20 protein-coding genes are annotated in these 24,233 nt (G+C 67.8%); 15 read left to right on the top strand and 5 right to left on the bottom strand.

Annotated elements, in window-relative coordinates; all coding sequences use genetic code 11:
* The 5 genes from K2Z83_RS13250 to K2Z83_RS13230 form a co-directional block, all read left to right on the top strand.
* Positions 1-4,669: LAGLIDADG family homing endonuclease (locus K2Z83_RS13250; protein WP_220595661.1), on the top strand; the 4,669-nt coding region annotated here is incomplete at its 5' end.
* A 105-nt stretch (positions 4,670-4,774) separates the two neighbouring features.
* Positions 4,775-5,158: a ribosome silencing factor gene (rsfS, locus tag K2Z83_RS13245; protein WP_370650172.1), complete on the top strand. Its 384-nt coding sequence runs from the start codon at positions 4,775-4,777 to the stop codon at positions 5,156-5,158.
* A gap of 7 nt (positions 5,159-5,165) precedes the next feature.
* Complete coding sequence (locus K2Z83_RS13240; protein ID WP_220595659.1) at positions 5,166-5,381, top strand: hypothetical protein; 216 nt, start codon at positions 5,166-5,168, stop codon at positions 5,379-5,381.
* Between the two features lie 384 nt (positions 5,382-5,765).
* Entirely contained in the window at positions 5,766-6,908 is a 1,143-nt protein-coding gene (locus K2Z83_RS13235) for a citrate/2-methylcitrate synthase (protein WP_220595658.1), read from the top strand.
* Positions 6,905-7,963: a DUF2332 domain-containing protein gene (locus K2Z83_RS13230; protein ID WP_220595657.1), complete on the top strand. Its 1,059-nt coding sequence runs from the start codon at positions 6,905-6,907 to the stop codon at positions 7,961-7,963. The genes K2Z83_RS13235 and K2Z83_RS13230 overlap by 4 nt, the downstream gene beginning before the upstream one ends.
* 18 nt (positions 7,964-7,981) lie before the next feature.
* Here the strand turns inward: K2Z83_RS13230 and K2Z83_RS13225 are convergent, their stop codons facing one another.
* The 3 genes from K2Z83_RS13225 to nifJ form a co-directional block, all read right to left on the bottom strand.
* Positions 7,982-8,269 (bottom strand): hypothetical protein, encoded by a 288-nt coding sequence (locus K2Z83_RS13225; protein ID WP_220595656.1) that lies wholly within the window; start codon positions 8,267-8,269, stop codon positions 7,982-7,984.
* A gap of 164 nt (positions 8,270-8,433) precedes the next feature.
* Positions 8,434-9,489: a dihydroorotate dehydrogenase-like protein gene (locus tag K2Z83_RS13220; protein WP_220595655.1), complete on the bottom strand. Its 1,056-nt coding sequence runs from the start codon at positions 9,487-9,489 to the stop codon at positions 8,434-8,436.
* A 64-nt stretch (positions 9,490-9,553) separates the two neighbouring features.
* Positions 9,554-13,102, bottom strand: a complete 3,549-nt coding sequence (nifJ, locus tag K2Z83_RS13215; protein ID WP_220595654.1) for a pyruvate:ferredoxin (flavodoxin) oxidoreductase — start codon at positions 13,100-13,102, stop codon at positions 9,554-9,556.
* Between the two features lie 334 nt (positions 13,103-13,436).
* Between nifJ and K2Z83_RS13210 the strand changes: the two genes are divergently transcribed.
* Positions 13,437-14,105: a DUF2064 domain-containing protein gene (locus K2Z83_RS13210; RefSeq protein WP_220595653.1), complete on the top strand. Its 669-nt coding sequence runs from the start codon at positions 13,437-13,439 to the stop codon at positions 14,103-14,105.
* Positions 14,106-14,256: 151 nt separating this feature from the next.
* On the opposite strand, the gene K2Z83_RS13205 is transcribed toward K2Z83_RS13210, so the two are convergent.
* Both K2Z83_RS13205 and K2Z83_RS13200 read right to left on the bottom strand, forming a co-directional pair.
* On the bottom strand, positions 14,257-14,853 hold the full coding sequence (locus tag K2Z83_RS13205) for an AP2 domain-containing protein (RefSeq protein ID WP_220595652.1): 597 nt from the start codon (positions 14,851-14,853) through the stop codon (positions 14,257-14,259).
* Positions 14,854-14,938: 85 nt separating this feature from the next.
* A complete protein-coding gene (locus K2Z83_RS13200) occupies positions 14,939-15,943 on the bottom strand; it encodes an aromatic ring-hydroxylating dioxygenase subunit alpha (RefSeq protein ID WP_220595651.1) in 1,005 nt (334 codons plus the stop codon).
* A 180-nt stretch (positions 15,944-16,123) separates the two neighbouring features.
* Between K2Z83_RS13200 and K2Z83_RS13195 the strand changes: the two genes are divergently transcribed.
* The 9 genes from K2Z83_RS13195 to argC all read left to right on the top strand — a co-directional run bounded on the left by K2Z83_RS13195 (position 16,124) and on the right by argC (position 24,180).
* Entirely contained in the window at positions 16,124-16,999 is an 876-nt protein-coding gene (locus tag K2Z83_RS13195) for a hypothetical protein (protein WP_370650168.1), read from the top strand.
* A gap of 4 nt (positions 17,000-17,003) precedes the next feature.
* Positions 17,004-17,348, top strand: a complete 345-nt coding sequence (locus K2Z83_RS13190) for a hypothetical protein (protein WP_220595650.1) — start codon at positions 17,004-17,006, stop codon at positions 17,346-17,348.
* A 315-nt stretch (positions 17,349-17,663) separates the two neighbouring features.
* Positions 17,664-18,791: a homocitrate synthase gene (gene lysS / locus K2Z83_RS13185; RefSeq protein WP_220595649.1), complete on the top strand. Its 1,128-nt coding sequence runs from the start codon at positions 17,664-17,666 to the stop codon at positions 18,789-18,791.
* A gap of 81 nt (positions 18,792-18,872) precedes the next feature.
* Complete coding sequence (locus K2Z83_RS13180; RefSeq protein ID WP_220595648.1) at positions 18,873-20,144, top strand: 3-isopropylmalate dehydratase large subunit; 1,272 nt, start codon at positions 18,873-18,875, stop codon at positions 20,142-20,144.
* 86 nt (positions 20,145-20,230) lie between these two features.
* Positions 20,231-20,725, top strand: a complete 495-nt coding sequence (locus K2Z83_RS13175; protein WP_220595647.1) for a homoaconitate hydratase — start codon at positions 20,231-20,233, stop codon at positions 20,723-20,725.
* A 67-nt stretch (positions 20,726-20,792) separates the two neighbouring features.
* The gene (locus tag K2Z83_RS13170) at positions 20,793-21,839 is read left to right on the top strand and encodes an isocitrate/isopropylmalate dehydrogenase family protein (RefSeq protein WP_220595646.1); all 1,047 of its coding nucleotides are present in this window, start codon (positions 20,793-20,795) and stop codon (positions 21,837-21,839) included.
* A 93-nt stretch (positions 21,840-21,932) separates the two neighbouring features.
* Positions 21,933-22,100, top strand: coding sequence for a lysine biosynthesis protein LysW (lysW, locus tag K2Z83_RS13165; protein WP_220595645.1), 168 nt, complete (start codon positions 21,933-21,935; stop codon positions 22,098-22,100).
* A gap of 1 nt (position 22,101) precedes the next feature.
* Positions 22,102-22,947 carry a lysine biosynthesis protein LysX gene (lysX, locus tag K2Z83_RS13160; RefSeq protein WP_220595644.1) on the top strand — a complete coding sequence of 282 codons (846 nt, stop codon included), beginning with the start codon at positions 22,102-22,104 and terminating at the stop codon, positions 22,945-22,947.
* Between the two features lie 201 nt (positions 22,948-23,148).
* On the top strand, positions 23,149-24,180 hold the full coding sequence (argC, locus tag K2Z83_RS13155) for an N-acetyl-gamma-glutamyl-phosphate reductase (RefSeq protein ID WP_220595643.1): 1,032 nt from the start codon (positions 23,149-23,151) through the stop codon (positions 24,178-24,180).
* Positions 24,181-24,233 lie beyond the last annotated feature (53 nt).

The following is a 24,233-nucleotide window of genomic DNA, read 5'->3' as shown; positions in this document are numbered from 1 at the left end:
CAACAGCCCGACCCTGATGAACGCCGGGCGGCCGCTCGGGATGCTCAGCGCATGCTTTGTCCTGCCAGTGGACGACAGCCTGGAGAGCATCTACGACACCATGAAGCACGCCGCGCTCGTTCACCAGTCAGGGGGCGGTTGTATTGCTGGCGACGCGCGCGTCTGGAGCACGTTCTGCGGCATCGAGCCGATTGAGGTGCTCTTCAACCGGGCCACGGTCGATGGGCGCAGCGGCATCGCTTCGGGCTTCGGCGTCGCCTACGATGTGGCTGACCTAAACATCAACACAGTGGCGATGAACCCGGCCAGCGGCGCGGTTGCCCTCAAGCCAGTTACCCACGTCTGGAAGTTCGATGTCCCCGCTGAGAAGCAGATCGTCGTAAAGACCCGCGAGGGCACGACCGTTCAGACCAGCGACTGGCACCCCTTCATGGTCGTGCGCGGCACGCGCATGGTTGAAGTCGCCGCCGAGCATCTGCAGCCCGGCGATGTGATCCTCGGCCCAGATCGGCCAGACACCTACTGGCCCTGGCAGGAGAACCGCACGGTCGGTCGTCTCACCATTGACACCGATCTGGGCTGGCTGCTCGGCTTCACCCTCGGCGACGGCTCCTTCGGCTATGTGCCCGCGCTGCGCCAATATCGGGTGCGCTGGTTCTCTGGCACCGAGGATGTGCTCAATCGGGTGCGCGAGATCCTGGCCCGTTATGATATTCACGTCTCGATCCAGAAAGATGCTCGCGGCCTACTGTCGGTCGCAACCTTGACTCAGCATTTCATCCACAGCCTGCTTGAGGCCTGTGGGCTAGAGCAGATCGGGCCGAAGGATGCGAGCATCCGCGTCCCTGAGATCATCGCCAAATCGCCGCTCGCGGTGGTGCGCGCCTTTGTCGCCGGCCTGCTCGATAGTGACGGTTGTGTGGACAAGGACGGCAGCCCCTCGTACACAACTGCATCGAAGGAGATGGCCGAGGATCTGGCGGCGCTCCTGAGTCTGCTGGGCTATCAGCCCACGGTGCGCAGCAAGCGCCCGCACGGCAAGGGCCGCCTCACGACCTACACCGTGCTGTTGTGCCCGCAGCGGCAGGTGAACGATCTGGCCGCCGACCTCGCGCCTTGGATCGCCAACGATATGCGCCGCGAGCGCCTGCATAATACCAACCACTACGCAAGCGCGCTGAAGCTGCCCTTCCGCGAGTGGCGCGACCGGCTGGTCGAACTGGGCGTGGCGAAGCCCAGGAGTATGGGCCATGTCGGCGGCCCCGGTGTCTGCGCCACCGAGATGAGGCAGTGGGCGGCGAACCAGGCCGGGCGCTGTAGCCGCCACGATCTGCTCAGCATCGCCGACGCGGTTGCCCCTCACGATCAGGAGCTGTCCACACTGATTGGGCGGATCGCCCGCTGCGGCCAGGAGGTGAAGTGCATCGAGCGCGCCGCCGTGGCCAAGCCCTACTACGACCTGAGCGTGGCCGACTGGAACACCTACGCCGCCGGCAACTCGGGCATGGCGATGATCCATAACACCGGCTTCGCCTTCTCGCGCCTGCGCCCGCACAACGACATCGTCCGCTCGACCATGGGCGTGGCCTCCGGCCCGGTCAGCTTTATGGAGGTCTATAACTACTCCACCGAGGCGATTAAGCAGGGCGGGACAAGACGGGGCGCGAACATGGGCATCCTGCGGTGCGACCACCCGGATATCCTGAGCTTTATCAGCGTAAAGCAGGACCTCAGCAAGGTCCAAAACTTTAACATCTCGGTCGCGATCACCGACGCCTTCATGCGGGCGGTGGAGGCCGACGGCGAGTACGATCTGCTGAACCCGCGCAGCGGCCAGGTGCAGATCGCCACCCGCGAGCCGCTCAAGCACCCGGTCACCGGCGAGGTGCTGGTGGAGGCGGGCCAGCCCATGCGCCTGCGCGCGCGGGTCGTCTTCGACCTGATCGTCGAGTGCGCCCACGCCACCGGCGAGCCCGGCCTGTTCTTTATCGACCGCACGAATGAGTGGAACCCGGTACCGGCGTTGGGCGACTATGAAGCTACGAATCCCTGTATTACCCGTGATACCTGGGTGCAGACGGATAGTGGGCCTCGTCAGGTTGCCGAGCTTGTAGGGATGCCATTCACAGCCGTCGTTGATGGCAAGCTCTATGAGGGTGATGATCGCGGCTTCTGGTCAAATGGCATGAAGCCTATCTATGAACTGCGAGTAGCTGATGGCTATACGCTCCGCCTTACGGGCAACCATCTCGTACTGCGTGTCAATGCACTTGAGCGTAACGATGAGCAGACAGAATGGGTCGAGGCTCAACGTCTTCAGCCTGGTGATCGCATCAAACTCCATAACCACCGTGAGCATACACAGTGGGATGGTGCTGGTACGCTTGAGCAAGGCTGGCTTTTGGGCCTCTTAATAGGTGACGGGACATTCAGCGAGGATCGTGCTGTTCTCTCCTTCTGGGGGCAGGATGCCGAATATATGGCCCAGCAGGCGCTCGGTGCGGTAAAGGCTAACCTTAAGACACGTGCAGATCTCGGTATTCAGTCCATCGAAGATCGCGATGAGTTCCGTGTCCGCTCAACCGCGCTTGCGACTCTCGCGGCAGCCTTTGGTATCACCTCAGAACATAAGGCTCTTACCGACAGCACAGAGCGTGCATCAAGCTTGCTTTACCGTGGCCTGCTGCGCGGCCTGTTCGACGCGGATGGCACCGTGCTCGATGGTGGCGATAAGGGTATGTCTGTTCGACTCGCGCAGTCCAATCTTCCACTGCTTGAGCGGGCACAGCGGATGCTACTTCGCCTTGGTATCGCATCAACGATCTATCGTAACCGTCGCCCTACTGGCGAGCGCGTCCTCCCCGATGGTCGCGGCGGCAAGAAACCTTACGTTACTGAAGCCCAGCACGAGCTGAGCATCTCTAAAGACAACTTGCTGGCCTTTGCCTCGCTGGTCGGTTTCACGCATCCGACGAAAGCTCAGGCATTGAGCGCGGCCCTTGCAGCCCGTTCGGCTCGCGGCCCTTATCGTGAGCGATTCGTCGCCGAAGTCGATTCGGTTACGATCATTGGCGAGGCCGAGGTGTTTGATTGCTCGATTCCAGGCATCAACGCCTTCGATGCGAATGGCTTGTATGTTCATAACTGCGGTGAGCAGCCGCTTCTCCCGTACGACTCCTGCAACCTGGGCAGCATCAACCTGGGCCTCTTCGTCACGTCCAAGGGCACGGTGGACTGGGACAGCCTGCGCGATGTCGTCCACGAGAGCACGCGCTTCCTGGACAATGTGATCGACGCGAACCACTACCCGCTGCCGCAGATCGCCGAGCTGAGCCAGCGCATCCGCCGGATCGGCCTGGGCGTGATGGGCTGGGCCGACATGCTGGTCAGGCTGGGCGTGGCCTACAGCTCGCAGGAGGCGACCGACCTGGGCCGCGAGGTGATGCGCTTTGTGGACGAGGAGAGCAAGGTGGCCTCGGAGCAGCTGGCCAAGGAGCGCGGCGCCTTCCCCGAGTGGGAGCGCAGCATCTGGGGCCCCGACGCGAGCTGCGCCCGCCGCCCCGACGGCTCGCGGGTGCGCCCGATGCGCCCGATGCGCAACTGCAATGTGACGACCGTGGCCCCGACGGGCACGATCAGCATCATCGCCGGCTGCTCCTCGGGGATCGAGCCGCTCTTCGCCGTGGCCTTCTGGCGCTACCAGGCCGACGCGCGCATGCTCGACATCAACGAGCAGTTCGTGGCCCAGGCCAGGCGCGAGGGCTGGCACTCCGAGGCGCTCATGGAGCGGATCGCCGACACCGGCCACATCCACCACCCCGAGGTGCCCGAGGCCGTGCAGAAGGTCTGGGTCACCGCCCACGACATCGCGCCCGAGTGGCACATCCGCACCCAGGCCGCCTTCCAGGACCACACTGACTCGGCGATCAGCAAGACGGTGAACTTCTCGCACGAGGCGACCCCCGCCCAGGTGCGCGAGGCCTACGAGCTGGCCTTCAGCCTGGGCTGCAAGGGCATCACCGTCTACCGCGACGGCTCGCGCGCGAACCAGGTGCTCTCGACCGGCCCCGCGGCCGACCCGGCCAAGCCGGCGGCCGAGCCGGCCGCGGCGCCCGTCGCCGTGGACATGCCGGTGACGCCGCGCAACATCCCGGCCGACGGCCTGCCCAGCCACTCCTTCCCGGTGCAGACGCCGCTGGGCAAGCTGCGCCTGTTCGTCACCGAGCTCGACGACAAGCCCTTCGAGGCCTTCGCGATCATCGGGCGGGCCGGCAGCGACGTGATGGCCTTCACCGAGGCGATCGGCCGGCTGATCTCGCTGGCCCTGCGCTGCGGCGTGCCGGTCAAGCTGATCGCCGAGCAGCTGCGCGGCATCGGCGGGGCCAGTAGCGCCGGCTTCGGGCCGAACCGGGTGCGCTCGGTGCCCGACGCGATCGGCAAGCTGCTCCAGGATCATTACGTCAACCCAGATCACCCAGAGCGGCCCAAGAGCCTGAAGTCGAGCGGCGGCGACCTGAACGGCGTCGATGTCGCCGTGGCCCTCGGCGCCACGATCGCCCACGGCGAGGTGGTCAGCTCCGGCGAGATCTGCCCCGACTGCCAGAACGCCACTCTCATGAATGAGGAGGGCTGCCGCAAGTGCCACACCTGCGGCTATAGCGAGTGCTAGGAGATGGGGGTTGGGAGATGGGGGTTGAGGGCTGGCCCAACCCCCATCTCCCAACCCCCAGCCCCCAGTTTACATTCTGCGTCATGTGTGATACGATCTCCCTACATCGCCCAGTCGTACGCATCACTGTCAGGAGAAAACGCCATAGAGACAGCAAGTCTTGCCCGTCGCATTGTTGATCTCGCCGAGGACAAGCAGGCCCACGAGATCGCCATGCTCGACATTCGCACACAGAGCACCATTGCCGACTACTTTGTGATCTGCTCCGGAGATAACGACCGACAGCTGCGCGCCATCGTCGATCATATCGACGAGGAGGTTCACCGCGAGTACGGCATGAACCCGCGTATCGAGGGATCGTCCGACACCGGATGGATCGTGATCGACTACGCCGATGTGGTCGTCCACGTCTTCAGCGCCGCTCAGCGCGACTACTATCGCCTTGAGCGCCTCTGGAGCAAGGTTCCACCGGTCGTCGTGGTTCAATGAGGCTTCTATGAGTAAGGCACTCCCACATCACAGAGCTGTCTCCCGACGCAAGCGCATGATCCTCTTCGCCGCCGGCGCCGCATGTGGCAGCGCCATCGGCCTCATTGTGGGCTCGCTGCTGACCTTCTGGATCGGTGATGGCACCCTGCGCGCTATCCAGCGCGGCATCCGCCGGATCTCCGGCGATGATGGACACCCCAGCTTCGACCTGCTGCTACAGTAGCGCCACCTGCGCACCGGAGTGTGTTACGGTGGCTTGTCGCGACGGTGCGCGGGCTGCTGTAGGTGGGCGTGCGCCTCAATTGGCTTGTCTATTCCGTGGTCGGCCCCCGACCGACCGCATAGCTATAGATCGCGCGGCGCCGACAGATGTCGGCGCCGCGCTTTCATCAGGGCTGTTGCAACATCCTGGGGCTGCGCCCCAGACCCCATTTTTTGGTGGGTTTGGGCGGCTTCGCCGCCCAAACCCACCAAAAATATATGTTAGCGCGAATAAGCGCTGGGTCAAGCGTGGGGGCGGCTTCGCCGCCCCCACACCCCACCGGAAGGTGATGTTGCAACAGCCCTGGCGCTTTCATAATCCCGCTTCCCTAGAGGAGTCATCGTGATGAGCGCGCACATTGGCATGGGCCTGGACGGCACTGTGGTCGCCCAGACTCATCTCGGATCGATCGATGGCGACGCCGGGCGCCTGAGCCTCTGCGGCTATAACGTCCACGACCTGGCCGACGGCGCGCGGTGGGAGGAGGTCCTGCACCTGCTCTGGCGCGGCGAGCTGCCCACGGCCGGGCAGCTTTCCGCCCTGCGGGGCGAGCTGGCCGCCGCCCGAGCGCTCTCCGCCGAGGAGATCGCGCTGGTGCGCGGCCTGCCCCGCGCCGGCCACGCCATGGATGTGCTGCGGGCGGCCGTCAGCCTGCTCGCCGGCCTGCACCGCCCGGCGACCATGCGCGCCGACACGGTCTTCGCCGATGGCCTGCGGCTGGCGGCGAAGCTGCCCATGCTGGTGGCGGCCTACGCCCGCCTGCGCGAGGGCCGCGAGCCGGTGCAGCCCGACGCCGACCTCGGCCACGCCGCCGCCTTCCTGCACGCCCTCCACGGCCGCCGGCCCGCCCCCGAGGAGGAGGCCGCGCTCAACACCTACATGGTGCTGCTGGCCGAGCACGGACTGAACGTCTCGACCTTCGTGGCCCGCATCGTGGCCAGCGCCCAGAGCGACCTCTACGCGGCGATCGACGCGGCACTGGCCGCACTCAAGGGCACGGCCCACGGCGGGGCCAACGAGCACGCCATGCGCGCCTTCCTGGCCATCGACGCGCCGGCCGGCGTCCCCGCCTTCATCGAGGATCTGCTGGCCCGCAGGGCGCGCCTTATGGGCGTCGGCCACCGCATCTACAAGACCGAGGACCCGCGCGTGCGCCACCTGCGACAGCACTCCGCCGCCCTGGCCGCGCGCCCGCAGGCCGACGCCGGCGCACACGCCGTGGCCGAGGCCGTGGCCGCCTACATCATCGACCACCCGCACTTCCAGGCCCGCAGGCTCTACCCCAACGTCGAGTTCTACAGCGCCCCGCTGCTCTACCAGCTCGGCCTGCCGCTCGACACCTTCACCCTGGCCTTCGCCATGGCCCGCCTGCCCGGCTGGGTCGGCCACGTGCGCGAGCAGCTCGATGTGGCCCGCCTGGTGCGCCCCGAGGCCGAGTACATCGGCCCGGCCCCGCGTCCCTTCATCGCACTGGAGGATCGCGCGTGAGCGCCTACACCCCCGCCCAGCTCGCCGACAAGTTTGTGCGCTTCGCCGACGAGTGCCAGCCAGGCTCACCGCTCTACGCCTACCTGTCGCCGCGGATTGCCGCTGACGCCGACCTGATCGATCTCGCCCGCGCCACGCGGCCGGGCCAGCCGCCGCCAAACATGCTCTTTGGCGCAGCCCACTACCTGCTGCTGGGCGACCGCCGCCACCCGCTGGCCGGCTACTATGCGACCCTGGGCGGCGCGGAGCCGCCCGGCGAGTCGGCCTTCGCCGCATTCCGCGACTTCTGTCTGGGGCACGCCGGTGTGATCCGGCCCCTGCTCGCGGCGCGGATCACCCAGACCAACGAGACGCGCCGCTGCGCCTACCTGCTGCCCGCCTTCCAGACCGTCGCCGCGCAGAGCGGGCGGCCCCTGGCCCTGCTGGAGATCGGCCCCAGCGCGGGGCTGAACATGCTCTGGGACCGCTACCGCTACGACTATGGCGAGCTCCAGGCCGGCGACCCCGCGGCGCCCGTCTGCATCGCCAGCGAGCTGCGCGGCCCCGCGCGCCCGCCCATCCCGGCGCGCATGCCGGCGGTGGCCTGGCGGTGCGGCGTCGAGATCAGCCCGCCCGACCTGGGCGACGCCGACGCTGTGCGCTGGCTGGAGGCGCTGATCTGGCCGGAGAAGACCGAGCGCATGGACCGGCTGCGGGCGGCCATCGCTATGGCCAGATCCGCGCCGCCGCCGATCATCGCCGGGGACGCCCTTGCGCTGCTGCCCGCCATGATCGCCGCCGCCCCCGCCGACGCGGCCCTCTGCGTCTACCACACCCACGTGACCTACCAGCTTAGCCATGAGGGCCGGGCGCGGCTGGGCGCGATCCTGGCCGAGGCGGGGCGGGGCAGGACGATCTATCGGCTGGGCTGCGAGGGCTCGTCGCTAGGCGATGCGCGCCTGACGCTGACGGTCTATGCGGGTGAGGTGTTGGAGGAGCGGCCGCTCGCCACGGCCAGCGGACACGGGGACTGGGTGGAGTGGGTTGCCGCGGGCGGAGAGTCACGAGAGGGCTAGGCCCACTCGTGACTCTTTCTACTCGCCCTCGGGCATATTGCCGGTGCGCTCGTACTCGCGCAGGGCGACAATCGCACGATCAACGCTATAGTAGTAGATCTCAACGTCCCAACAGTCGTGCCTCGTATCGAGGCAACAGTAGATCTCGATCTCGACCCCGCCATCATCGGCCCGATGGGCCGTGGCCATCCACAGCCGCGCGCAGCGGAGCGCATCGCCGCGCTGGAGAGCCTTGCGGAAGGTGTCGGCCCCTAGATCGCTCAGGATCTGGCCAGGGCTCATCTCGATAGACGTGCTGCCCGCCATGCCTCATCCTCCCCCGCTAGGCAAGTGACACGTGCTGCAAGCAGTACAATTATAACGCACATCTGCGAGCCGCATAACGCGCCCTGTACACATACGCGCGGCCACAGGATACATCCTGTGGCCGCGTGAGACGGCCGCCTTTAGGGGGTGGCCGCCACCATCGCTCAGTCGACCGGGTAGAGCATGCCGGCCTGAAGCGTCACATCAGGGATGGTGGGGCCGGCGTCCTGGTACGAGCCGAGCACCTTCATGTAGTTTGCCCGCTCGTAGGTGGAGGGCTCGGCGACCGCGCGCTGGGCCATGCTGCCCTGCATCTGCGTGATCGACTCGTACTCGTGCTCGGTCATCCAGGTCTGCAGCTCCATGAGCATGGCGCGGACAACCTCATCGGGCTTGCCCTTGAGCAGCGCCGAGGCCATCATCGCCACCTTCGCACCGGCCATCATGGCCTTGAGCACATCATTGGCGGTGTGGACCCCGCTGGTGAGGGCCAGGTCGACGGGCACGCGCCCGTAGAGCAGGGCCACCCAGCGCAGGGGCAGGCGCAGGTCGTTCGAGGTGCTCAGCTGGAGGTTCGGCACCACCTCCAGGCTCTCCAGGTCGAAGTCGGGCTGGTAGAAGCGGTTGAAGAGCACCAGGCCCTGCGCGCCGGCCTCCATCAGCCGCCAGGCCAGGTTGGGCAGCGAGCTGAAGTAGGGGCTGAGCTTGATGGCCAGGGGGATCTTGATCTCGGCGCGCACGTTGCGCACCAGGTCGACGTAGCCCTGCTCCAGATCGGCCCCGGTGATGTTCGGGTCGGTGGGGATGTTGTAGATATTCAGCTCAAGGGCGTCGGCGCCGGCCTCCTCGATCAGGCGGGCGTAGTGGATCCAGCCGCCCGGTGAGACGCCGTTCAGGCTGCCGATCACCGGGATGTGTACCTTACGCTTGAGCTCGTGGATCTGCTCGATGTAGCGCTCGGGGCCGACATTGTACTTCCCGTGGTCGGGCAGGTAGTTCAGGGCCTCGGCGAAGCTCTCGGCGCCGTGGGTGAGCAGGTAGTCCAGCTCCAGGCTGGAGCGGATAATCTGCTCCTCGAAGAGCGAGTACATCACCACGGCCGAGGCCCCGGCCTCCTCAAGGCGCTGGATCACATCTGGGTGGTGCGAGAGCGGCGATGCTGACGCGACGATCGGCGTCTTCAGAGGCATGCCCAGGTAGCTTGTGCTCAGGTCGATCATCAGTGATTCCTTTCTTCAGGCCTTAGCTTCCGGGAAGGTAAAACCTTCCCGGAAGCTTATAGTCTCACTCGCCCTTGGCCAGCTGCTCCAGGCGGAGGTGGTGCTCGTGGTTGTTGGTGGCCGCCTGGGCCATCAGCGCTGCGGAGCGGGTCGGGTCGCTGTGGACCAGCATCTGGAAGCGGCCCTCGCCGGCGATGTACTTCTCGGGGCTGATGCTCGGCGGCTTGGAGTCGATCACCATCGCCGGCTTGCCCTGGTCGATCAGATCCGGGTTGTAGCGGTAGAGCGTCCACATACCGCTCTGCACGGCCAGCTTCTGCTGATCGAGGCCCCTGGTCATGTCGATGCCGTGGGCGATGCAGTGGCTGTAGGCGATCACGAGCGAGACGCCCGGGTAGGCCTCGGCCTCCTGGATGGCCCGCAGGGTCTGCACATCATCATAGCCCATGGCGATGCGGGCCACGTACACATCGCCGTAGGCCATCGCGATCAGGCCGAGGTCCTTCTTCGGGCGGCCCTTGCCCTTGGCGGCGAACTTAGCCACCGCCGCCAGCGGGGTGCTCTTGCTGGCCTGGCCGCCGGTGTTCGAGTAGACCTCGGTGTCGAGCACGAGGATGTTCACGTTGCGACCCGAGGCCAGCACGTGGTCCAGGCCGCCGTAGCCGATGTCGTAGGCCCAGCCGTCGCCGCCCATGATCCAGACGCTGCGCTTGACGAGCACATCGATCATAGCCAGCAGATCCTTCACCAGGGGCGACTTCGGGCCGGCGGGGGCGGCATCCAGGCGCACCTTGAGCGCGTCCACCCGCTCGCGCTGGGCGGCGATCCCGGCCTCGCTCGCCTGATCGGCGTTGAGCAGGGCGTCCACTAGGTCGGCGCCAATGATGTCGGCCAGCTTGGGCAGCAGCTCGCGGGCGTACTCCTCCTGCTTGTCGATGCTCAGGCGCATGCCCAGACCGAACTCGGCGTTGTCCTCAAAGAGCGAGTTCGACCAGGTCGGGCCGCGCCCGTCCTTGTTGACCGACCAGGGCGTGGTGGGCAGGTTACCGCCATAGATCGACGAGCAGCCGGTGGCGTTCGCGATCACCGCCCGGTCGCCGTAGAGCTGGCTGACCAGCTTGACGTAGGGCGTCTCGCCGCAGCCCGAGCAGGCCCCGGAGAACTCAAAGAGCGGCTGGAGCAGCTGCGAGTTCTTGATCGAGCCCAGGCCGATCTGGGTGCGGTCGACCTCGGGCAGGCTGAGGAAGAAGTCCCAGTTGGCCGACTCGGCGACGCGCAGGGGCGGCTGGGGGGCCATGTTGATCGCCTTGCGGCCGACCTGGGTCTTATCCTTCACCGGGCAGACCTCGACACAGAGGGTGCAGCCGGTGCAGTCCTCGGGGCTGACCTGGAGCGTGTAGAGCTGGCCGGGCAGCTCCTTGAAGCGGGCGGACACGCTCTTGAAGCCCTCGGGCGCGCCCTCCAGCGCCTCGGCCGGGTAGACCTTGGGGCGGATGACGGCGTGCGGGCAGACGAAGGCGCACTTGCCGCACTGGATGCAGATCTTCTCGTCCCAGACCGGGATCTCGAGGGCGATGTTGCGCTTCTCCCACTGGGCGGTGCCGGTGGGGTAGGTGCCGTCGAAGGGCATCTTGCTCACCGGCAGATCGTCGCCGTGGCCAGCGATCATGGGGGCGAGCACATCCTTGACGAAGGCCGGCGCGGCATCGGGCACCGTCGGGCGCATGTGCAGCCCGTTGGGTGAGGGGTCGGCGGCGGGGATAGCGACCTCGTAGAGGTTCGCCAGGGTCTGGTCGACGGCCATAAAGTTGCGGGCCACCACGGTGTCGCCGCGCTTCCCGTAGGTCTTCTTGATGCTGTCCTTGATCGCGGCGATCGCGTCCTCGCGCGGCAGCACGCCGCTGATCGCGAAGAAGCAGGTCTGCATCACCGTGTTGATGCGGCTGCCCATGCCGGTGGACTGAGCCACGGCGGCGGCGTCGATGATATAGAAGCGCAGGTTCTTCGCGCGGATGGTGGCGCGCACCTCGGCCGGGATCTGGCCCCAGACCTGGTCGGGGCCGAAGGGGGTGTTCAGCAGGAAGATGCCGCCGGGGCGGGCGTAGCTCAGCACATCGACCCGCTCCAGGAAGGCGAACTGGTGGCAGGCGACGAAGTTGGCCTCGCCGGCGCCGATCAGGTAGGGCGCGTGGATGGGGTGCGGCCCGAAGCGCAGGTGCGAGGTGGTGGTCGAGCCGGACTTCTTCGAGTCGTAGACGAAGTAGCCCTGGGCGTTGTTGTCGGTCTCCTCGCCGATGATCTTGATGCTGCTCTTGTTCGCGCCCACCGTGCCGTCGGCGCCGAGGCCCCAGAAGACGCAGCGCACCGTCTCGCCGGCCTCGATGTTGAAGCTCGGGTCGTAGCTGAGGCTGGTGCCGCTCACATCGTCGTTGATACCGATGGTGAAGCGGGTAGTCGGCTGGTCCTTACCCAGCTCATCGAAGACCGCCTTGACCATCGCCGGGGTGAACTCCTTGGAGGAGAGGCCGTAGCGCCCGCCGATCACGGTCGGCGAGATCTGGCTCTCGGTCACGGCGGAGACGATATCGAGGAAGAGCGGCTCGCCGGCGCTGCCGGGCTCCTTGGTGCGGTCGAGCGCGGCGATCGCGCGGACGGTGCTGGGCAGGGCGGCCATCAGGGCGGCGCTATCGAAGGGCCGGTAGAGCCGCACGAGCACCACGCCGACCTTCTCGCCCTGGTCGGCCAGGAAGCGCGCCGTCTCGGCGGCCGTCTCGCCGCCGGAGCCCATGAGCACGATCACCCGCTCGGCGTCGGGGGCGCCGACATAGTCGAAGATCCGGTACTGGCGGCCGGTCAGGCCGGCGAAGCGGTCCATCGCCTTCTGGACGATGCCGGGGCATGCCGCGTAGAAGGGGTTGACGCTCTCGCGGGCCTGGAAGTAGACATCGGGGTTCTGGGCGGTGCCGCGCAGCACGGGGCGGTCGGGGTTGAGCGCGCGCGAGCGGTGGGCGTGGACGAGCTCGTCGTCGATCATCGCCCGGATCGTCTCGGTCTCCAGCACGCTGATCTTATTCACCTCGTGCGAGGTGCGGAAGCCGTCGAAGAAGTGCAGGAAGGGCACCCGGCTCTCCAGCGCGGCGGCGTGGGCGACGAGGGAGAGGTCGTGGGCCTCCTGCACCGAGTTTGCGGCGAGCATGGCGAATCCCGTGCCGCGCACCGACATCACATCGGAGTGGTCGCCGAAGATCGAGAGGCCCTGGGCGGCCAGCGAGCGCGCCGCAATGTGGAAGACGGTCGGCGTCAGCTCGCCGGCGATCTTATACATATTGGGGATCATCAGCAGCAGGCCCTGCGAGGCGGTGAAGGTCGTGGTGAGGGCACCCGTCTGCATGGCGCCGTGGAGGGCGCCGGCGGCGCCGCCCTCGGACTGCATCTCGTACACCGAGGGCACGGTGCCCCAGAGGTTAGGCTTGCCGGCGGCGGCGTAGGCGTCGGACGACTCGCCCATCGGGGTCGATGGGGTGATCGGGTAGATCGCCACCACCTCACTGAGCATATAGGCTACTCTGGCAACGGCCTCGTTGCCGTCAAGCGTGATCTGTTCGCTACTCATCAGGATCTCCTCATATAGAACGCGCACGCTCCCTGGGCTGATATAGCCAGTATACGTTTGCGCCGCTTTGCACGAGGTAAAGCTCGGGCAACGCGCAGTGGTGATCTCTTTATGGCACTCGCACAATGGCCGATCGCCGGTTGGGAATCGGCGGTTGCGCGCAGCCCCGAAGGAGCCCCCACTGGCGAAGGGAGGCTAACAATTTGTTCACAAAGTATTGATAACGCGCCGAGCGTCGCCCTATAATAGAGTGAGCGCTCCACCCAGACATTCGCATATCACAACCTACTACCTATTGTCGGATGTCCACTAGCGACGTCCGACACCTGAAGCTATGGCACACCTGCTCATTCTCCTGGCCCATGATCCAGTGGTTCAGCTGGCATCCAATGAGCTACCATCGCACCTGGGATTCGCTGCGACCAATCTCTACGCCGCGTTCCTCGAAGACAGCGTCGCACTGGCGCAACAGGTGGCGCGGGCCGATGTCTTCATTGTGGCGCAGCACGGCGCGCTGCTGCATGGACGTGCGCCGATCCCAACCGGCCCGGAGATCATCACGCTCGCTGATATGCGGCCCACAGCCCTTGGGCATGTCGTCGCCCGATCCCTCGCCTCCGGGCCGGTGATCCTCTTTGGCAGCGATATGCCGCACATGCCGATCTGGCGGCTGCGCGATACGCTGACCTACCTGGAGTGCGGGGCCGATGTCGTCATCGGGCCGCGCGAGAGCGGCGGCTGGTACCTGATCGGGCTGCGGGCGGCCCACCCGGCCCTGCTGCGCGCGCTCCCCGGCCGCGACGAGACGCCGGACGATCTGTGCATCGCCGCAGCCACCCACAGCCTGCGGGTGGCGCAGATCCCGGCCTGGTACGCCCTCGACACACTGGCCGACCTCGACCGCCTCGCCGCCGACCTGCGCACCATGCCGCCGGACATCGCGCCGCATACGCGCGCCATGCTGAACGGCGTCGACTCCCAGGCGAGGGCTGTTGGCGGGTAGCCTGGACAAGGTCTTATACCAATTCTCCTGAGATATTCCGCATTCCTGTCACCCTGAGCGGAGCCGCAGGCGCAGTCGAAGGGTCTTCCCACAACGGTCATTGGAAGATTCCTCGCTGCGCTCGGAATGACACCATTGACAGCGTGACTTCTTAGGTATCGTCCTGGCGCTTGGCCAGAGCCCGCTGGCGGGCGGCGAGGGCGAGGGCGCGGGCCTTCTTAATGCCGTGCTTGCGCACCGAGAAGCTGGTGCGGCCCTGCTTCCCGTTGACCAGCCAGGTGGCCTCGAAGACGTCTCGGCTGCCCTTCGTCACCCGGTTGACGCCGACATCGGGGCGCAGCGCCTGCCCGGGGGCGGGCTTGCCGAGCTCCTTCGTCATCTTGTCGCGCCAGTCGAGGGCGGCGGCCAGGGCGGCGAAGCGATCTCCATAGACGCCATCGCTGAACAGCTTAGCGCGCTGCACCCCCTTCCAGGTGACCCGCACGAAGTAGCCGTGGGCCTTCGGGTAGTCCATGCGCGTCACGTTCAGGTAGCGGGTGGTGCGCGGCCCGCGCGGGCTGCGCTGGGCCGCGGGCTGCTCGGCCGCGGGCTGCTCGGCCGCGGGCTGCTCGGCCGCCCCCGGCACGCTCACCTCGCTCAGCGGCGGGGCGAGATCGTGGGGGATGCGCTGGGCCGCCTCCTGGACAAGCTGCTCCCAGAGGGTGTCGTCGTCGGCGTTAATGCGTGTGCGGTGTGGGCGAGTGCTCATAGCTCAGATCTATATAATAGTAGAAGGTTACACAGGTCGGTGGATGTATAGGCGCAGCGCGCTGCGCCTGTACGCCGAATCCTGATCAGCCCTGGAGATATTCGGCGAGCAGGCCGTGGAAGTGGTGGACGCCGTTCTCGCGCAGAAGCGAGTAGCGCCCGGTGCTGTATGATCGCGAGCGCAGCCGCCGCTGCACCGACTCGCAGATGTCGATATCCTCTTTCTGGATCAGGTCGCTGAACTTAAACGATTTGTGGAACTCCTCGGCGACATCAGGCCGATCCGCGTCGAGCACATACCACTCGAAGATCGTGACGGTGCGGTCGGGGCCGAGCGGCAGGATGATGTTGATCTGCAGGTTGTCCGGGTAGATGTTCAGCATCAGGTTGGGGAAGGCCCAGTAGTAGAGGGCCTGGGCCGGGGCGCCATCCTCCAGATGCCGCATGTAGAGCGAGTCGGGCTTCTCGCGGATGGGGGCGTGCTGCTTCGAGTAGTGGCGGAAGGTCTCGACCCGGTACTGCTTGTAGTCGATCTCCTTGAAGAGGCCGGGGTGGGCCGGCGGGATGTGGTAGCCCTCCAGGTAGTTATCGACATAGACCTTCCAGTTACAGGCGATCTCATAGTCGATGCGCTTGTAGAAGCCCATGCGGCCCAGCGGCATGTGGGCCGTCTCGGCGGGGATGGCCCCGAGGACCTCTCCCAGCGGCGGGGCCTGCGGGTCGAGGTTGACAAAGACGAACGGCCCCCAGGTGTCCACCTGCACCGGGCGCAGGCCGTAGTCGGCCCGCTCAAAGTTCTCGACGCCCTCCCACTCCGGGGTGTTCAGCAGCCTCCCGTCGAGGCCGTAGGTCCAGGCGTGATACTGGCACTGGAGGGTCTTGCGGTTGCCGCAGCCCTCGGCGACGGAGCCGGCGCGGTGGCGGCAGACGTTGTAGAAGGCGTGCAGCTGGCCGACGCCATCGCGGGTGACGACGATCGGCTCATCGACGACCTGGCAGGTGATAAAGTCGCCGGGGAGCTGGAGCTGCTCGGCGCGGCCGACGAGCTGCCAGGTGCGGCCAAAGATCCGCTCCTGCTCCAGGGGCAGCATGGCCGGGTCGGTGTACCAGCGGGCCGGGATGGTGCCAGCCCTGGCGAGATCTGGCTCGAAGTCCCGCTAATACGATTGCAGATTGCAGATTGCAGATTGCAGATTGCAGATTGCAGAGCGCAGAGCTCCATAATCTACAATCTGCAATCTACAATCTGCAATTACGAAGGAGCACTACCCGTGAGCGATGAGAAAGCCGCCCGGCTGGCCGCCATCCGCGCCGCGAAGGCCGCCGGCCAGGCCTCCGCCCCTCCCGCCCCGGCCGCCGACCAGCCCCCCACGCAGACTCCGCCACGCGCCCCAGTACGGGCCTCCGCACAGGCCGACGACGAGCTAGAGCGGCTGGAGAGCCTGCCGGCCATGCCCTTCCACACGCTGGTGGCCATCTTCATCGCCGTCGGCGTCGGCGTCTTCGCCGCCGTGGTGGCCCTGCCCACCTGGCTCCCCGGCCTGAGCGCCTCGCTGCTCGGCACAGAGCCCAAGGCCTACTGGTACCTCTCGCGCAGCAGCGCATTTGTGGCCTACGCGCTGGTCTGGCTCTCGATGGTCTTCGGCCTGCTGATGACCAGCCGCATGTCGCGGGCCTGGCCGGGCGGCCCGGCCGCCTTCGACCTGCACCAGCACGCCAGCCTGCTCGGCCTGGCCTTCGCCCTGTTCCACGGCCTGATCCTGATGGGCGACCGCTACATCCAGGCCGACCTGCGCCAGATCCTGGTGCCCTTCGCCTATAGCGGCTACAACCCGACCTGGGTCGGCCTCGGCCAGGTCGGCATCTACCTGACGGCGATCGTCGGCCTGAGCTTCTATGTGAAGGGGCAGATCGGCCGGACGGCATGGCGGGCCATCCACTTTATGAGCTTCGCGATGTTCGCCCTGGCCCTCGTCCACGGCGTCTGGAGCGGCAGCGACAGCGAGCTGACCTGGATCCAGGGCGTGTACTGGTTCACCGGCGGCAGCGTGGTCTTCCTGACGGTCTACCGCATCCTGGCGACGATGTTCTCGCGCCGCCAGCGACCGGCGCGGGCCGAGTCGCCCAAGCTTCAGGCGGCGGAGTAGCCCGATGGCAGGTCTGCCGATCATCCACGCCGTGGTCGGCGCGCTGGTGGTGCTGAGCAACGCGGCGGCGGCGGGCCTGCTCTGGCCGCGCCCCGGCGGCCCGGCCGGCCCCTGGGCGGGCCGGGCCCTGCTGGCGGCCCGCGCCGCCCTGGCGGCCCAGGTGCTGCTCGGGGTGGCCCTGGCCGCCGGAGGCTACGCCGGCCGGCAGTGGCACTACCTCGGCGCCCTCGGCGCGGTCGCCGCCGCCTGGTGGGCCGCCGGCCGCGGGCGCTCCCAGCGCGACCAGGCGCTCGGCTGCGCGCTCGCCGCCGGCCTGGCCCTGGCCGCCTACCTGCTCGCCCGCGGCTGAGTTGACAGCTTCTCAGCCTGCTGCTATACTCCGCGCGTCATCGAGCGGAGCGAGTATTTTAACCAATGGTTACCACCTTCTCGAAGCAGGATAAGCGCACCAAGAAGCCGGCCCCCCGGTCTGGTTAGCGCTGCCTGCACGAATGATCGAGTGTAGGCCCGGCTCACCAGACAGTGGTGAGCCGGGCCTTTTGTATCTCCCGGAGGGATTCTATGAAACAGCGCTACCCGATGCCCGCAGCCGTCGCCTACACGCCGCGCCACTGCCGCCCCGAGCTGTTCGGCGCGTGTCAAGTGAGACAGGAGCCTTCACGCCATGTCGCTGCCTGATCGCTTCCACTTGGTCGAGACGACCCTGCGCGAGGGCGAGCAGTTCGCCGGCGCGCGCTTCAGCAGCGCGCAGCGCGTGTCGATCGCCGACGCCCTCGACGCCTTCGGGGTCGAGTACATCGAGCTCACCTCGCCGGCCGCCTCGCCGCAGAGCGCGCGCGACCTTGAGGCCATCGCCCGCCGCGGGCTGCGCGCCCGCGTCCTGACCCACATCCGCTGCCACATGGACGACGCCCGGCTGGCCGTCGAGGCCGGCGCCCAGGGCGCCAACCTGCTCTTCGCCACCTCCGAGCAGCTGCGCCAGGTGAGCCACGGCCGCACCCTCGACGAGATCATCGAGCGGGCCGTCGAGGTGATCGCCTACCTCCAGCGCCACGACCTTGAGGTGCGCTTCTCCTGCGAGGATAGCTTCCGCACCCCCCTGCCCGACCTCATCCGCGTGTACCGGGCCATCGACAGCCTCGGCGTGCAGCGCATCGGCCTGGCCGACACCGTCGGCATCGCCGCGCCGCGCCAGGTCTACGATGTGCTGGCCGCCGTGCGCGCCGCCGTCGGCTGCGACATCGAGTTCCACGGCCATAACGATAGCGGCTGCGCGATCGCCAACGCCTTCTGCGCCCTTGAGGGCGGGGCCACCCATGTCGACGTGACCGTCCTGGGCATCGGCGAGCGCAACGGCATCGCCTCGCTGGGCGGCATGATCGCCCGCCTGGCCGCGATCGACCCGGCCCTGGTGGCCCGCTACAACCTGGGCATGCTGGGCGAGATCGACCAGATGGTCGCCGACATGGTCGGCATCGCCATCCCCTTCAACAGCTGCATCACCAGCCCGACGGCCTTCACCCACAAGGCGGGGATGCACACCAAGGCGGTGCTGGCCGACCCGCGCAGCTACGAGGTGCTTGACCCGAGCCTGTTCGGGCGGACGCGCACCGTGGCCGTGGCCCACCGCCTGGTGGGCTGGCACGCGATCGCCGAGCGCGCCCGCGAGCTGGGCATCTACCTCAGCGAGGCCCAGGCCCGCGTCGCCGCCGCCCGCATCAAGGCCCTCGGCGATGAGCACGATATCGATGGCAACACGGTGGATGAGCTGCTGTATGAGTATGCGGAGTAGCCCCTGGGGGGGAGGGCCAGGGAGGGCAACGCCCTCCCTGAAACCCTCCCCCCTATGAGCTTAGGAAGCGGAGCAACGGTTATGGCGCAGACATTGAGCGAGCAGATCCTCTCGCGGGCGGCCGGCAAGACGGTGCGGGCCGGCGAGGTGGCGACGGTGGCGGTGGACCTGGTGATGATGCACGACAGCCTCTCGCCGAGCATTATCCGGATCATGGAGCAGGAGCTGGGCGCCGAGCGGGTCTGGGACCCTGAGCGCGTGGCGGTGGTGATCGACCACGTGGCCCCGGCGGCCACGGTGCAGACGGCCGAGAAGCAGAACGATGTGCGGCGCTGGGTGCAGCGCCAGGGGATCACCCACTTCTACGACGTGGGCCGGGGCATCTCGCACCCGGTGCTGGTCGAGGAGGGCGTGGCCCAGCCCGGCATGGTCATCGTCGGCAGCGACAGCCACTCCACCGCCTACGGCGCGGTGGGCGCCTTCGGCAGCGGCATGGGCTCGACTGACATCGCCCTGGCCGCCGCCACCGGGCGCACCTGGTTCCGCGTCCCCGAGACGGTGCTGGTGCGGGCGACGGGGCGATTCCGCCCCGGCGTGAGCGCGAAGGACCTGGCCCTGCGCGCCGCCCGCGAGCTGCGCGCCGACGGGGCCACCTACGCCGCCGTCGAGTGGCACGGCGTCGAGTTCCTCACGGTGATGGAGCGCATGACCCTGGCCACCCTCTCGATCGAGGTCGGCGCGAAGGCCGGGATCGTGCCGCCAGTCTTTCAGGATGCAGGCGGCGGGAGGCCGGCGGCAGGGTTCGGCCTGCCTCCCGCGCCTGCCTCCTGGACGCCTGTCGTCCAGGAGGGCGCAACCTACAGCCGCATCGTCGAGGTGGACCTGGACACCCTGGAGCCGCAGGTGAGCGCGCCGAGCTACGTGGACAACGTGGCCGACCTGAGCGCCCTGGGGCGTGTGCCGGTGGACGTGGTCTACCTGGGCACCTGCACCAACGGCCACTACGAGGACATGGCCGCCGCCGCGCGCATCCTGAAGGGCCGGCGGGTGGCCCCCGGCGTGCGCATGATGGTGGTGCCGGCCAGCCGCGACGCCCTGCTGCGGGCCACCGAGGACGGCACCCTGGCCACCCTGATCGCCGCCGGCGCGGCCCTGGGCACCCCCGGCTGCGGGGCCTGCATCGGCCGCCACATGGGCGTGCTCGGCCCCGGCGAGACCTGCCTGTTCACCGGGAACCGCAACTTCCGCGGGCGCATGGGCAGCCCCGAGGCCAACATCTACCTGGCCTCCGCCGAGGTCGCCGCCGCCACCGCGATCACGGGGTATATCACGCACCCGGCCGACGTGTTGTAGGGCCGAAGCATTCGCGGTTGTCGCTACGCGACAACCGCGAATGCTTCGGCCCTACGTGACCACAACAATGGGATTGGAGGAAAGACATGTCCCGCGTATGGATCTTCGGCCAGGATATCAACACCGACCAGATTGTCCCCGGGCGCTTCGCGCCGATCATGCTGAAGAATGAGGACGACCTGCGCAAGTACCCGTTCGTCGAGCACCGGCCGGATTTCGCCGGCACGGTGCGGTCGGGCGACATCATCGTGGCCGGGAACAACTTCGGCTGCGGCAGCTCGCGCGAGTACGCGCCGCTGGCCCTGCGGATGGTCGGCGTGGGCGCGATCATCGCCCCGCTCTTCGCCCGCATCTTCTTCCGCAACGCGCTCAACCTGGGCATCCCCTGCTTCACCGCCGACCTGACCGCGCAGCTGCGCGACGGACAGGAGGTGGAGATGAACCTGGAGCAGGGCCTGATCATCACCGACGACGGCAGCAGGATCGCGCTGCCCCCCCCGCCCGCCTTCCTCCGCGAGGTCTGGGCCGCCGGCGGGATTGTGCCCTTCTACCGCCAGCACGGGCGGTTCCCGGGCGAGTAGAGGCGCAGCAGCGCCGCGCTGCTGCGCCCTTACGTGAGGCTGAGAGGATACAAGAGGATTAGCGAAGATGCGAGTATGTGTGATTCCCGGCGACGGGATTGGCCCGGAGGTGCTGGGGGCGGCGGTGGATGTGCTGCGCGCCGTCGCCCCCGATGTGGAGCTGGCCGAGGCCGAGGCGGGCTGGGCGGCCTTCCAGCGCCACGGCGAGGCGCTGCCGGCGGCGACCCTGGCGGCGGCGCGGGCGGCCGACGCGGTGCTCTTCGGGGCGGTGGCCTCGCCCAGCCACAGCGTGCCCGGCTACCGCAGCCCGATCGTGTCCCTGCGCCGCGAGCTGGATCTGTACGCCAACATCCGCCCGGTGGTCGGATTGCAGATTGCAGATTGCAGATTGCAGATTGAGGCGCCAATCTACAATCTGCAATCTGCAATCTGCAATCTCGTGGTGGTGCGCGAGAACACCGAGGGCCTGTACGCCGGGCGCGAGCGGCTGGAGGACGGCGGCGACACGGCGATCGCCGAGCGGCTGATCACCCGGCGGGCCAGCGCGCGGATCGTGCGCGCCGCCTTCGACCTGGCCCGTAGCCGGGCCGCCGCCGGCAAGGCGCACCCCAAGGTCACGATCGTCCACAAGGCGAACGTGCTGCGGGTGAGCGACGGGCTCTTCCGCACCGTGGCCCTGGAGGTGGCCGCGCAGCACCCCGACATCGCCCACGAGGAGATGCTGGTGGACGTGGCGGCGATGCGGGTCGCCCAGACGCCGGGGCGCTTCGACGTGATCGTCACCACCAACCTGTTCGGCGACATCCTCTCGGACGTGGCCTGCATCCACGGCGGCGGGCTGGGGCTGGCCTCCAGCGCCAACCTGGGCGAGGGCCGCGCCCTGTTCGAGCCGGTCCACGGGGCCGCGCCCGACATCGCCGGCCAGGGCATCGCCAACCCGCTGGCCGCCATCGAGTGCGCGGCCATGCTGCTGGAGTGGCGCCGCCGCGCCGAGGCGGCCGCCCGCGTGCGCGCCGCCGCCGCCGCCGTCATGTCCGACGGCCCGCGCACGCCCGACCTGGGCGGCGCATCCACCACCGCCGAGGTCGCGCGTGCGGTGATCGAACGGCTGTAGGGCCGAAGCATGTTGCTCTGGCGCGAAGCGCCAGAGCAACATGCTTCGGCCCTACGGATGGCCAAAATACCGATGATACAAGGAGACACCCCGATGACCGCAGCATGCCCTGAGTGCGCCGCCGACGTGGCCCTGCCCGACGGAACGATGGAGAGCGAGATCATCGCCTGCCCCGACTGCGGGGCCGAGCTTGAGGTGGTGAGCCTCGCTCCGCCGACACTGGCCCTGGCCCCCGAGGTCGAAGAGGACTGGGGAGAATAATATGCGTATCGCCGTCCTCGCCTCGCGCGTCCGCGCCGAGGAGAAGCTGATCTTCACCGAGCTGGAGCGCCGCGGCATCGACTATGTCAAGATCGATGACCGCGAGACGATCTTCGACCTGCAGCGCCGCGAGTACCCCTACGACGTGGTGCTGGAGCGCTGCATCCAGCACAGCCGCGCCCTGTACATGCTCAAGATCCTGAACGACGCCGGGGTGCCCACCGTCAACACCTACCATGTGGCCAACGTCTGCGGCGATAAGTTCCTGACCACCCAGGCCCTCGTCCACGCCGGGGTGCCCACGCCGAAGAACCTGCTGGCCTTCACCCCCGAGAGCGCCCTGGCGGCCATGGAGCAGCTGGGCTACCCGGTGGTGCTCAAGCCGGTGGTCGGCTCCTGGGGCCGCATGGTCTCGAAGATCAACGACCGCGACGCCGCCGAGGCCATCCTGGAGCACCGCGATGTGCTGGGCAGCTACCAGCACGCGATCTTCTACATCCAGGAGTACATCCGCAAGCCCGGCCGCGACATCCGCTCGTTTGTGGTGGGCGACGAGTGCATCGGCGCGATCTACCGGGCCAGCGAGCACTGGATCACCAACACCGCCCGCGGCGGGGTCGCCTCGAACTGCCCGCTCACCCCCGAGCTGGAGGACCTGAGCATCCGCGCGGCCAACGCTGTCGGCGGCGGGGTGGTGGCGATCGACCTGCTGGAGACCGACGACGGCCGCCTGCTGGTCAACGAGGTCAACTACACCATGGAGTTCCGCAACAGCATCGACACCACCGGCGTGAACATCCCGGCCCGGATCATCGACTATACGCTGAGCATCGCGAGGGGAGGCTAGCCTCTGGCCGTAAGGGCGCAGCTCGCCGTAAGGGCGCAGCTCGCCGTAAGGGCGCAGCTCGCCGTAAGGGCGCAGCTCGCCTGAGATCCGCCGTAAGGGCGCAGCAGCGCAGATGCGTGTGGCGCTCCAGCGCCACACGCATCTGCGCTGCTGCGCCCCAACATCTACCCCCGAAAGTATCTAGAGCGGGAAACGCACCCTATGAAAATATCAATTGTCGGCGCCTCGGGCTACGTGGGCGGCGAGCTGCTGCGGCTGCTGCTCTGGCACCCCGAGGTGGAGCTGGCCCAGGCCACCAGCGGGCGCAACGCCGGGCGCTACCTCTACCAGGTCCACCCGAACCTGCGCGGGCGCACGGCGATCCAGTTCATCCACCCCGACAAGCTGGAGCCCTGCGACCTGCTGTTCCTGGCGCTGCCGCACGGCGAGGCGGCGCGGGCGATTGATCGCTACGCCGGCCTAGCCGAGCGGATCATCGACTGTAGCGCCGACTTCCGCCTGGCCGACCCGGCGGCATACCGGCGCTGGTACGGCGAGGAGCACCCGGCCCCCGACTGGCTGGGGCGCTTCATCTACGGGCTGCCCGAGGTGAGCCGCGAGCGGCTGCGCGGGGCGCGCTACGCCAGCGGGGTGGGGTGTAATGCGACGGCGAGCAACCTGGCGCTGCTGCCGCTGGTGCGCGCCGGCCTGATCGATGCGGCCAGGCCGGTGATCATTGAGGTCAAGGTCGGCTCGTCGGAGGGCGGGGCGAGCGGCAGCGAGAGCAGCCACCACCCCGAGCGGGCCGGCGCGGTGCGCTCCTTCGCCCCGGTGGGCCACCGCCACGGCGCCGAGATCCAGCAGGTGACGGGCCTGAGCAACACGCACCTCTCGATCACCTCGGTCGAGCTGGTGCGCGGCGCGCTGGCCACCGCCCACGCCTTCGCCGCGCGCCCCCTGGCCGAGAAGGATCTCTGGCAGGCCTACCGGGCCTTCGCCAAGGAGCAGCCCTTCGTGCGGGTCGTCAAGGAGCGCCAGGGGATCTACCGCTACCCCGAGCCGAAGATCCTGGCCGGCAGCAACTTCGCTGACATCGGCTTCGCCCTCGACGCCGAGAGCGGGCGGGTCGTCAGCATCTGCGCGATCGACAACCTGATGAAGGGCGCCGCCGGCAGCGCCGTGCAGTGCATGAACCTCATGCTCGGCTACGACGAGGCGATGGGGCTCGACTTCCCCGGCCTGCACCCGGTGTAATGTGGTGGGGTGCTGGTGGCGAAGCCGCCAACACCCCACCACATTGCCTTGGG

The organism is Oscillochloris sp. ZM17-4, from assembly GCF_019599295.1.
Classification (GTDB): Bacteria; Chloroflexota; Chloroflexia; order Chloroflexales; family Chloroflexaceae; genus Oscillochloris.
This window is presented reverse-complemented; position numbering and strand designations above follow the sequence as displayed.

Coding starts and splice junctions, on each gene's coding strand:
- K2Z83_RS13175 (WP_220595647.1), top strand. CDS start 20,231: ATGTCCCGCGTATGGATCTTCGGCCAGGATATCAACACCGACCAGATT.
- lysS (WP_220595649.1), top strand. CDS start 17,664: ATGTCGCTGCCTGATCGCTTCCACTTGGTCGAGACGACCCTGCGCGAG.
- K2Z83_RS13170 (WP_220595646.1), top strand. CDS start 20,793: ATGCGAGTATGTGTGATTCCCGGCGACGGGATTGGCCCGGAGGTGCTG.
- K2Z83_RS13190 (WP_220595650.1), top strand. CDS start 17,004: ATGGCAGGTCTGCCGATCATCCACGCCGTGGTCGGCGCGCTGGTGGTG.
- K2Z83_RS13180 (WP_220595648.1), top strand. CDS start 18,873: ATGGCGCAGACATTGAGCGAGCAGATCCTCTCGCGGGCGGCCGGCAAG.
- lysW (WP_220595645.1), top strand. CDS start 21,933: ATGACCGCAGCATGCCCTGAGTGCGCCGCCGACGTGGCCCTGCCCGAC.
- K2Z83_RS13200 (WP_220595651.1), bottom strand. CDS start 15,943: ATGCTGCCCCTGGAGCAGGAGCGGATCTTTGGCCGCACCTGGCAGCTC.
- K2Z83_RS13240 (WP_220595659.1), top strand. CDS start 5,166: ATGAGTAAGGCACTCCCACATCACAGAGCTGTCTCCCGACGCAAGCGC.
- K2Z83_RS13205 (WP_220595652.1), bottom strand. CDS start 14,853: ATGAGCACTCGCCCACACCGCACACGCATTAACGCCGACGACGACACC.
- nifJ (WP_220595654.1), bottom strand. CDS start 13,102: ATGAGTAGCGAACAGATCACGCTTGACGGCAACGAGGCCGTTGCCAGA.
- argC (WP_220595643.1), top strand. CDS start 23,149: ATGAAAATATCAATTGTCGGCGCCTCGGGCTACGTGGGCGGCGAGCTG.
- K2Z83_RS13235 (WP_220595658.1), top strand. CDS start 5,766: ATGAGCGCGCACATTGGCATGGGCCTGGACGGCACTGTGGTCGCCCAG.
- K2Z83_RS13220 (WP_220595655.1), bottom strand. CDS start 9,489: ATGATCGACCTGAGCACAAGCTACCTGGGCATGCCTCTGAAGACGCCG.
- K2Z83_RS13225 (WP_220595656.1), bottom strand. CDS start 8,269: ATGGCGGGCAGCACGTCTATCGAGATGAGCCCTGGCCAGATCCTGAGC.
- K2Z83_RS13210 (WP_220595653.1), top strand. CDS start 13,437: ATGGCACACCTGCTCATTCTCCTGGCCCATGATCCAGTGGTTCAGCTG.
- lysX (WP_220595644.1), top strand. CDS start 22,102: ATGCGTATCGCCGTCCTCGCCTCGCGCGTCCGCGCCGAGGAGAAGCTG.